7 protein-coding genes are annotated in these 9,025 nt (G+C 48.8%); 4 read left to right on the forward strand and 3 right to left on the reverse strand.

The window, feature by feature from the left end; genetic code table 11:
* Positions 1 to 9 precede the first annotated feature (9 nt).
* The gene (locus N836_RS66625) at positions 10 to 987 is read right to left on the reverse strand and encodes a CobW family GTP-binding protein (RefSeq protein WP_023075882.1); all 978 of its coding nucleotides are present in this window, start codon (positions 985 to 987) and stop codon (positions 10 to 12) included.
* A gap of 45 nt (positions 988 to 1,032) precedes the next feature.
* Positions 1,033 to 2,241: a zinc metallochaperone GTPase ZigA gene (gene zigA, locus N836_RS66630; protein WP_023075883.1), complete on the reverse strand. Its 1,209-nt coding sequence runs from the start codon at positions 2,239 to 2,241 to the stop codon at positions 1,033 to 1,035.
* A gap of 1,125 nt (positions 2,242 to 3,366) precedes the next feature.
* Here zigA and N836_RS66635 point away from each other — a divergent pair.
* The 4 genes from N836_RS66635 (at position 3,367) to N836_RS66645 (ending at position 7,656) form a co-directional block, all read left to right on the forward strand.
* The gene (locus N836_RS66635) at positions 3,367 to 5,421 is read left to right on the forward strand and encodes a cation:proton antiporter domain-containing protein (RefSeq protein ID WP_023075884.1); all 2,055 of its coding nucleotides are present in this window, start codon (positions 3,367 to 3,369) and stop codon (positions 5,419 to 5,421) included.
* 148 nt (positions 5,422 to 5,569) lie between these two features.
* Entirely contained in the window at positions 5,570 to 5,848 is a 279-nt protein-coding gene (locus tag N836_RS66640; protein WP_023075885.1) for an HU family DNA-binding protein, read from the forward strand.
* A gap of 105 nt (positions 5,849 to 5,953) precedes the next feature.
* Positions 5,954 to 6,574, forward strand: coding sequence for a hypothetical protein (locus N836_RS0139395; protein ID WP_023075886.1), 621 nt, complete (start codon positions 5,954 to 5,956; stop codon positions 6,572 to 6,574).
* 68 nt (positions 6,575 to 6,642) lie between these two features.
* Complete coding sequence (locus tag N836_RS66645) at positions 6,643 to 7,656, forward strand: tyrosine-type recombinase/integrase (protein WP_023075887.1); 1,014 nt, start codon at positions 6,643 to 6,645, stop codon at positions 7,654 to 7,656.
* Positions 7,657 to 8,123: 467 nt separating this feature from the next.
* On the opposite strand, the gene N836_RS66650 is transcribed toward N836_RS66645, so the two are convergent.
* On the reverse strand, positions 8,124 to 9,025 hold a 902-nt coding region (locus tag N836_RS66650; RefSeq protein WP_023075889.1), incomplete at its 5' end, for an IS4 family transposase.

Below are 9,025 nucleotides of genomic sequence, written 5' to 3' on the forward strand. Positions count from 1 at the left end.
GTCTGGAGTTTACTGGCTTACCAAACAATCTCGAAAGTTTTCTGCCAGGTTCATCTGCTCCAGATTACGACCAATAAAAACCAACTCATTCTTGCGAGGTTCATCTGGCCTCCAGGGGCGATCTAGGCAACCATCGAACATCATGTGAACGCCCTGAAAGACAAAGCGGTTGTCTTCTCCTGCAACATTGAGAATGCCCTTCATCCGAAAAATATCGTGTCCCTGATTGGGCATGAGGTCATCGAACCAGGCGGTAATCTTGGCTTCATCTAGCTCACCCGACTCGACCAGCGTAACAGACCCAACGGTTTTATCATGTTTAGGGGCCACCCCATTCAGCAATTCTGGGTTGACTTGCAGCGCATTATTGACGTTAAAGGCTTCAATCCCCAACAGGGCATCCATGCCAATTTGTGCGTCGCGGGTGCGATGGATTTTGGCCAAGGCATTCATCCCCCGCACCCGCTCCTCCAACTCTTCTAACTCTGCTTCTGTCACCAGGTCAGTCTTGTTCAGCAAAATCACATCAGCAAAGGCAATTTGTTCGACCACTTCATCCGCTTCCCAGTGCTGCCAGATATGACGAGCATCCACAACGGTCACCACCGCATCTATCCGGGCTTTTTTCCGGACCTCATCATCCATAAAAAAGGTTTGGATGACAGGAGCCGGATCTGCTAATCCCGTCGTTTCAATCAATAGATGATCAAACTTGTCACGCCGCCTCATCAATTTATCAACGACGCGAATCAGGTCGCCCCTCACATTGCAACAGATACAGCCATTGTGCATCTCAAAAATATCTTCCTCTGTCTCCACCACCAGCTGATTGTCGATGCTGACTGCCCCAAATTCGTTGACGATTACCGCCACTTTTTTGCCATGCTCATGGGTAAGAATACGATTTAACAATGTGGTTTTTCCCGCTCCTAAGTATCCAGTTAAAACGGTCACGGGTACAGTGTTGTGAAGGTTGTCGGTTACCATGAGAAATCTCCTTAAATAGTGTTGTCTGAATTCGTATTAGCAAACTTATGCACTATGCCCCCACTTGGGAAATGGGTCTTTTAATGATGTCCAATAAGTTTGGCCTCGCAAAGTTTCTTCCTCGCTTAATAGACATTCATCAAGCGCTTGTGTGATACGTTCCTTATCCAAACCCTGGCCGATAAAAACTAGTTCCTGACGCATATCACCAAAAGGCTCTACCCATTGCTTTCTAATTGAGGCGAGATAGTCTTCGTCCTGTGGCCAGTTCTCCTTAGGGATGGCTTTCCAAAACATCCCTGCGAGACCGTAACGAGCTATTCCTCCAGCCTGACTCCAGTGACCCGCAAACTGAGGTCGCGAAGCTAGCCAGAAGTAACCTTTAGAACGGATTAACTTACCGTATTTGTCTTTGCTGGCCAGAAATTGGTAAAACTTTTCTGGGTGGAAAGGTCGTCGTGCGACGTAGCTAAAACTGCCTATGCCATATTCTTCGGTTTCGGGGACATGTTCACCCCGCATCTCCTTGAGCCAACCAGGCGCTTGTTGTGCGCGCTCGAAATCGAATAATCCGGTGTTTAGCACCTGATCAACATTAACTTGGCCTTGAGCAATCGGTACTATTTTTGCGTGCGTATTCAGCGTTTTAAGAATGGCTGTTAAGCGCTCGATATCAGAAGGGATCACCAAGTCGGTTTTGCTGATGAGAATGACGTCGGCAAACTCCACTTGATCCACCAGCAAATCGGCGACACTGCGTTCATCTTCTTCACCCAAAGATTCACCCGTATCCTTTAAATATCGAGCCTTTTCATAGTCCTCCAGAAAATTGACCGCATCGACCACGGTCACCATTGTGTCCAAATCGGCAACATCAGAAAGCGAAGCACCATCTTCATCCGCAAAGGTAAAGGTTTCAGCTACAGGTAAAGGTTCGGAAATACCGGTGGATTCAATAACCAAATAATCAAAGCGACCCTCCTGCGCAAGCTTGTTAACTTCCTCAAGCAAATCTTCACGTAAGGTGCAACAAATACAACCATTACTCATTTCAACAAGCTTTTCCTCGCTGCGATTGAGGGAAACTTCACTTTGTACTATTGCCGAATCAATGTTGATTTCACTCATATCATTAACAATCACGGCGACCTTCTTGCCTTCTCGGTTGTTTAGAATATGGCTCAGCACGGTGGTTTTACCGGCTCCAAGGAAACCTGAAAGTACGGTGACGGGGAGTTTGTTTGTTTGCCTCATTGATTCCTCCTACATTTCAATATGCTTCGTCTTTGTTTGGCCAACTGATTGAATAGTGAGGGTGCGAAGCGTTTTTGAAAAACTGGCTAATCCAGGTGATTTTACTTACCCCAGGCAGACCGGCCACCAATTTCAGATTGGAAGATTGCATAGAGTGTTAACAGTCTTGAAGGTTAGGCGTTTAGTTCGAGGTTTGATTGCACAGAGCTATTTCGAATTATAGTCTGATAATGATAATCATTATCAGACTTCAGGTTTATTTATAGTTGATGCTGCTGCGCTGCCCAAGACGATTGATTTGGTAATTGTGGGGACCTGTCCCCAGGCGTTAACGCTAGTAACGCATAGGCTGCAAAAGAAGCAGCCTATGCGCAATCGCTTTGTGGTTCTGGAGCCATCAAGACGCTGACATTGGAGCTACGCCGTCTAGCATTTCCAGCAAAGCCACGCATTGAGGGTTAGATTTACCGGATTGGCACATCGTTGAGTGGTCCATGCCTAAACCTGACGATAGCTCAGAAAATCGGCCTTTCTAACGATTTGCCTTATGGACAACTGCCCCGCTTCGGTGGCTGGCCTTGCCAAACCTATAGAATTTAGAGCGATGCAAGTAGGCCTATGGCCCCGACTCGTGTGAAACTGGGCCACAAGGCTGAAAGCATTGCCCAACCTCGATGACAAGGCTCAAAATCAAGTGGCCGCAGAAAAACGACTAACTAACAGACACATAAATGCTAGAAAGTGATTTATGCGGACAATTGCGGGGGCATTAAGAAAAGGAGTGTCCAATTTCTCTTAAAACGGTTGCACAGCAGTGATTTAAATAGCTCCTATTTTATTGATCGTTTGCTTCCGGCGGCAACTAATCAACTGGGGACATGATTCGCTTGGAATAGCTGCATGCCCCGCAAATAGGCAATTTCAGATTAACAACTGAATTGAGCGGCAGGCGAAATGAGTTGTAGAGTGGGCAAATATTGAGAAATCTGTGCTTTGATTTCGAGTCTACTGATTTTGCCCACCTTACGATTGCTCCTAAGGTGGTCCAAGAGATTTTCACATCAAGCGTTAAGGACAGAGAATGGAATAGTTTTGCGGCTTTCTCAACTGAAAGGAGGTACTGCCGTGGATGGACTCAGGGAATTGATCATTGATAATCCTTTGGTGGCGTTTACCACGTTGTTGTTGGTGAGCCTGACTCTACCGCCTTTGTTTGAGCGGTTGCGATTGCCCGGCTTAGTCGGGCTTTTGTTTGCCGGGGTGGTGCTGGGACCCAGTGTTTTAGGACTACTTGACCCAGCGGGCGATATCGAAAAGCTCTTTGCTGATGTGGGCAAGGTTTATCTCATGTTTGTGGCCGCCTTGGAGATTGACCTGAAGGAATTTAGTCGCAACCGCGATCGCGCCATGAAATTTGGCTTCCTCACCTTTGCCATTCCCCTAATGGGGGGCATTTTGTTGGGTCGCTGGACGGGGTTTGGCTGGGTGGCGGCAGTGCTTATTGGCTCACTAATGTCGTCTCACACCCTGTTGGCGTATCCCATCATAATGCGACTGGGCGTCACCCACGACGAGTCAGTTACCGTCACGGTCGGTGCGACGATTTTTACCGATATTGCGGCGTTACTGGTACTGGCGGTGTGTGCCTCCCTACAGGGGGGTGACTTTTCGCCGTTCTCGCTGACATTGCAAATGGTGGGTTTAGCAGTTTACACTGCGGCCGTGCTCTTTGGCCTGAACTGGGCCGGTCGGCTCTACTTTCGCCGTACCGGCAGTGAACAGGGCAATCAATTTTTATTCGTGCTGCTAGCGGTGTTTTTGGCGGCGGTCGGGGCACAGACAATTAACGTCGACAAGGTCGTGGGCGCATTTCTCGCGGGCTTAGCGGTTAATGGCGTGGTGGGCGATGGCCCGGTGAAAGAAAAGGTGGAATTTGTTGGCAGCGTCCTGTTCATTCCGTTCTTTTTTGTCTGCATGGGATTGCTGCTCGATGTGCCGATTTTTATCGAAGCGCTCACCGATCGCCTGGGTTTGACCGTCGGCATTGTGCTCGTATTATTGTTGGCCAAGTTTTTGGCAGCGGCGATCGCGGGCCTCTGGTTTCGCTATAGCCCCATGCAAATCTTGACCATGTGGTCACTGTCTTTGCCCCAGGTAGCCGCCACATTGGCCGCCGCTTTAGTTGGGTTGCAGGTGGGGCTGATCACCGCTCCGGTATTCAACGCGGTGATTGTGCTGATGTTGGTCACGTCCCTGGTGGGTTCGACGACGACTAGCCGCTTTGCCAGTCAATTGCCCCTCCCCGCCGGGCCGTTAATCACCGATGGCACGGATGACTGGCTCGAACCGGCGGGGACACCGTCAAAGCCGTTTGTTGTGGTCGTCCCGTTGTCAAATATTTCAACGCAGCGTTATTTGGTTGAGATGGCCGCCTTCATTGCCCAACATGAAAAAGGCTATGTGGTGCCGCTGGCGATCGCCCCCGCCCATGCACACATGGACGATCCGCAATTGCTGAAGGCTTTAACCCATCACCAGAAAATTCTGCAAGCGGCCCAAGCCATCAGTGATGCCGTCGGCACCGAAGCCCGCCCGCAAATCCGCATCGACGACGATATTGCCCAGGGCATCAGCCGCACCACCCGTGAGTATGATGCGCAACTCGTGGTGATGGGCCGCAGTCAGACCGAAGGGTTGCGGGCGCGCCTTTTGGGCAGCGTCATCGACAATGTGCTTTGGGCCTCTCACTGCCCGGTTGTGATGACTCGTTTGAAAAAAGCTCCGATTGAGCTAAAACGCATCTTGATTCCCGTTAAGATTATGACCCCGCAAACCATCCACACAATCCGGTTTGGGCAAGTGTTTGCGGCTACTCATGAGGCCTCTATTACCTTGCTCCACGTCAGCGATCGCATTCGTCCCGCCCAAGACCTTCAACGTTTCAAAGGCCAACTGCGCGCGGTTATGGCTGAGGGAGACCAGGTCGAGTACGGTATCAAATGTGTCCGCCATGATGATCCGGCTGCCGTCATTTTGGCCGCTGCTCGCCATGTGGATCTCGTGATTTTGCGCTCGATGCGTCGCCGCACTGCAGGCGGTCTGGCCGTCAGCGATGTCACTCATCAGGTGATTGATACCTTTACCTGCTCCGTCGTTCTGTTTGGCGAACCGCATTCCTGAAACTGCTGAAATGGAATATGCGCAGAGGTTGGTATTTTTGGGGTACAAGATGCAAAGTAGTGGGTTCAAGTATGTGGCCCACAAGTGGCCTCTATGGTCTAATATGAGCTGTCTTATAACGAATTGAGCTGTTCTAAGCTTGCCTACTATGAACAAAGGTGAATTGATTGATGCTGTGGCATCTTCTACTGAGCTACCTAAGAATGTCATCGATAACGTGGTATCAGCCACTATTGATACGGTGATGGAGACCGTTTCGGAAGGGGAGAAAGTAACTCTGATTGGCTTTGGTAGTTTTGAGCCACGGGACCGTAAGGCCCGAGATGGACGTAATCCTAAAACGGGTGAGGTGATTAAAATTCCAGCGACGACTGTGCCTGCGTTTTCTGCTGGGAAGGCTTTCAAAGAACGGGTTAAAGATGCATAACGGTCTAGGGATTTAACGATTCATTACTGGAGGTGCTCACCATGGGCACCTATCTTTCAAACTTAGTTCTAGCTAAATAGTTTAATTAAGCAGCTAGAATAATCGATGAGCCGAAAGTATTGTCCGTTTAGTTTTTCCTGTGAGGCGATTACTCAAACACCGGGATTATTAGCGGCTCAGTGTCCTAATTTAGTGGCTTGTTCAGAACTTGCTAAGTCGAATGAAGAGGGTGAAACCGTTAATCTTCAAGTGGGTGATGAAGCACAGGCACAGCATTCGGTACCGATGTCGGCTAACTCGGCAGCCACACTAATGTTACGACAGCGGGGCAACCCTCAGGACCTGGGTTCGCTGGGAATTGTGCCACTGATGGAGACACTCCAGGAAGCCATAACTGAGTTGGAAACTCAATTCGCTCAGCTAGAACCGGACAGCAAACAGTATATTGCTCCTGAGGGAACGGAAGTTCATGCTTATGCTGTTAAGCGGCCTTACGGTACCTATTGGTACAACAAACTGGCGGCCCATAGGGAAATGTTTCAGCCCCAGGCACAGCAACGATTGGTACGGCACATTCATCTGGGTAAAACGGGTGAGCCACGCCATCGGGAAGCACAGGCGGGAATTGAGCGACGCAATCAGTTGGTCAAAACTCGGACACAGCTGATGACGGCGGCCAAGGCATTGGAAGAGGCGCGCTCGATCCTACAAAATCCACTTTCCTAAAACTCCGTTCAGCCACATGACTATTTAAGAACATCTCTAATACTTTTGTATTAGTATGGCAGCACCCCATGGCTAAATCCGATCCACAACCCACATTTATTGAGTTCCAAGATGGCAGGCCTAAAGAGGCTGTAGCCCCTCAGGTAATTCATGAGTCGGATTGGGTGGATCGGTTTCTTGAAGATCGGGAGTTAAGACCCAGTACACAGAAAACCTACACTCGTCAGCTGCGTCAATTTCAGCGGTGGTTAGCCGGAAAGGGATGGCCAGATGTTATAGAGCAGGATTTAACTCGCTATAAAACTCATCTAAAAACAACGCCTAAGGCCAAGTCATTAGATGAAACATTATCCCCAGCTAGTATCAACCAGGCGCTGGCATCGATTCAGAGTTTCTTTAAGTGGCTGACGGCCAAACGACTGATTCAGTACAATCCGGCCTTGAGCCTTGAGAAAGTGACGGAGGCCCCAAGCCAGGTTAAGGATTTGGAGGTATCCATTATCCAGACCTTGGAAGCGATATTGCCGTTTCGGGGTGAACGCTACACCCGAGACCGGGCAATCTTTGAGCTGCTAAAGCATGGGTTACGGGCAAATGAGGTGGCAGCGCGTACTGTGGGGGACTATGGCAATCAGTCTATTTCTATTCAAGGGGCTAAGTGGGGTAGCGATGGGATTGTGCCGTTATCAGCTCAAGCCTGCGGGGCATTGGATAGCTACCTGGGATGGTGTCTAAACGAGGGATTTGATACGAGTGCTGATGCGCCTTTGTTTATTAGCTTATCTAATCGGAATCGCGGGCAGCGGATGGGCTACAAGGGTGTGTACAACTGCATCAAGGATTTGGCTGAGTTAGCGGAACTGGATACACAGATTCATCCTCACCAGCTGCGCCATACGTTTGGGACTCAGCTAATTTTGGAGGGCATGAATCCTGAATTTGTGCGCAGGCTAATGCGGATTAAGTCCATGGGGGTGTTTGGGCGGTACACCAAACGAGCCTTGGAATTAAAGGCGAAAGAAAGTTTCTATGACACGTTACAGGCATCCGAGTCAGGCCTATTTGGATCAGCGTCGGAATAGCGATCGCATCCGACAACAACCACAGGCGTAAACTAATCCAGCTCAGCAAGCAACTCCCGCAGCGCTTCATCAATACGATTAATACGCACCTGCATTTTGCGAGTGAACTGTTTGTCTTTGCCAGATAATTTCTTACTCACTTTGGAATAGAGTTTTTGAACAGTATCAAATGTAGGTTGCTCACTGGCCCCATTTTCGGCGTATCTTCACCCTTAAAGATCAGCCTGATCTTGTTTTCAGTCGCTTAAAGGCATCCTTAAAAGACCACGACTTAGGTCTAACCACGACACAGTGGCAAGCATATTGGTCAACTCTAAACAGCAGTCAACAAAACCTTCTTAGAGATCTTAAAGCCGGTCGATCTATTGACGAGATTGCATCCGACCTCAATGCAAAGCCCAAACAAGTCATGAGTGAGTGGGCTAGCTTATACTTATCGCTCTTTAATGACTCTAGCCAGAGAAATGTCAAGGAGAACTCTCTTGTATTGGAATGGCTATCCCTGGGAATTGGTTCATCATTGCAATCAAGCATTCAAACCCTTCCATTAACTGGGGAATAGAGAAAATCTCTACCCAAGGCTTAAGTAAATTAAAACTGACCCAAGGAAGCAGAATTAAACGTAGATTGTTTAGCCAACTCTTCCAACCCTCTCCATCCTCCCAATACCGATGCTTGAGAAACGATGAGAACACCGTTGAGTCAGTGTGTTCTGGAGGAAGGCTTCCTTCCGGTCGCAGGGGTGGTGTGTAGAGCGTCACCATTAAATAGGCACTCATAACCAATTCCCACCACTTTTCAATTTGAGCATAATGGGTCACCCGGAAATCGGCCCAACCGAGTTCATTCTTGCTCTGTTTCAAGCCATATTCAACCCAATTCCGACACCCATAGAGATCGCCCACGTGTTTGTATGTAAGATTCTCCACACACGTCATTACCATCCAAGTAGATGCGGGTGGCAAGGTTTCTTTATCGGTCGTCAGTTCCCAGTAACGAATGGTTCGTCGTTTGCCATAGATAATCTCACGAATATAGCGTTTCTCTGTTTTTCCGTCTGAGAATGTACGGGTATATTGTCGCCAATGGTTGTGGCGAACGTGTTGGTCTTTGGGCAACCAAACGCCATGGTTAGAGCGGATGGCAAGGACATAGGGTAGGTGCAGCTCTTGTAGAACTCGCACAAAATTACTGCCACTTTCACCATATAGGCTATCAGCCAAGACCAAATCAAATTCAAAGCCTAAGGCACACAACTCCCGAATCATGGCAGCGGCGATCTCCGGTTTAGTCCGATAGCGGTCTGTCGGATTGAGTCGCTCTCTGGGTTTATACACCTCAAACGTGAGTGGAAACGTAATATCATCCA

It is taken from the genome of Leptolyngbya sp. Heron Island J (genome assembly GCF_000482245.1).
Lineage (GTDB): Bacteria > Cyanobacteriota > Cyanobacteriia > Phormidesmidales > Phormidesmidaceae > Leptothoe.

Coding starts and splice junctions, on each gene's coding strand:
- N836_RS66625 (WP_023075882.1), bottom strand. CDS start 987: ATGGTAACCGACAACCTTCACAACACTGTACCCGTGACCGTTTTAACT.
- zigA (WP_023075883.1), bottom strand. CDS start 2,241: ATGAGGCAAACAAACAAACTCCCCGTCACCGTACTTTCAGGTTTCCTT.
- N836_RS66640 (WP_023075885.1), top strand. CDS start 5,570: ATGAACAAAGGTGAATTGATTGATGCTGTGGCATCTTCTACTGAGCTA.
- N836_RS0139395 (WP_023075886.1), top strand. CDS start 5,954: ATGAGCCGAAAGTATTGTCCGTTTAGTTTTTCCTGTGAGGCGATTACT.
- N836_RS66645 (WP_023075887.1), top strand. CDS start 6,643: ATGGCTAAATCCGATCCACAACCCACATTTATTGAGTTCCAAGATGGC.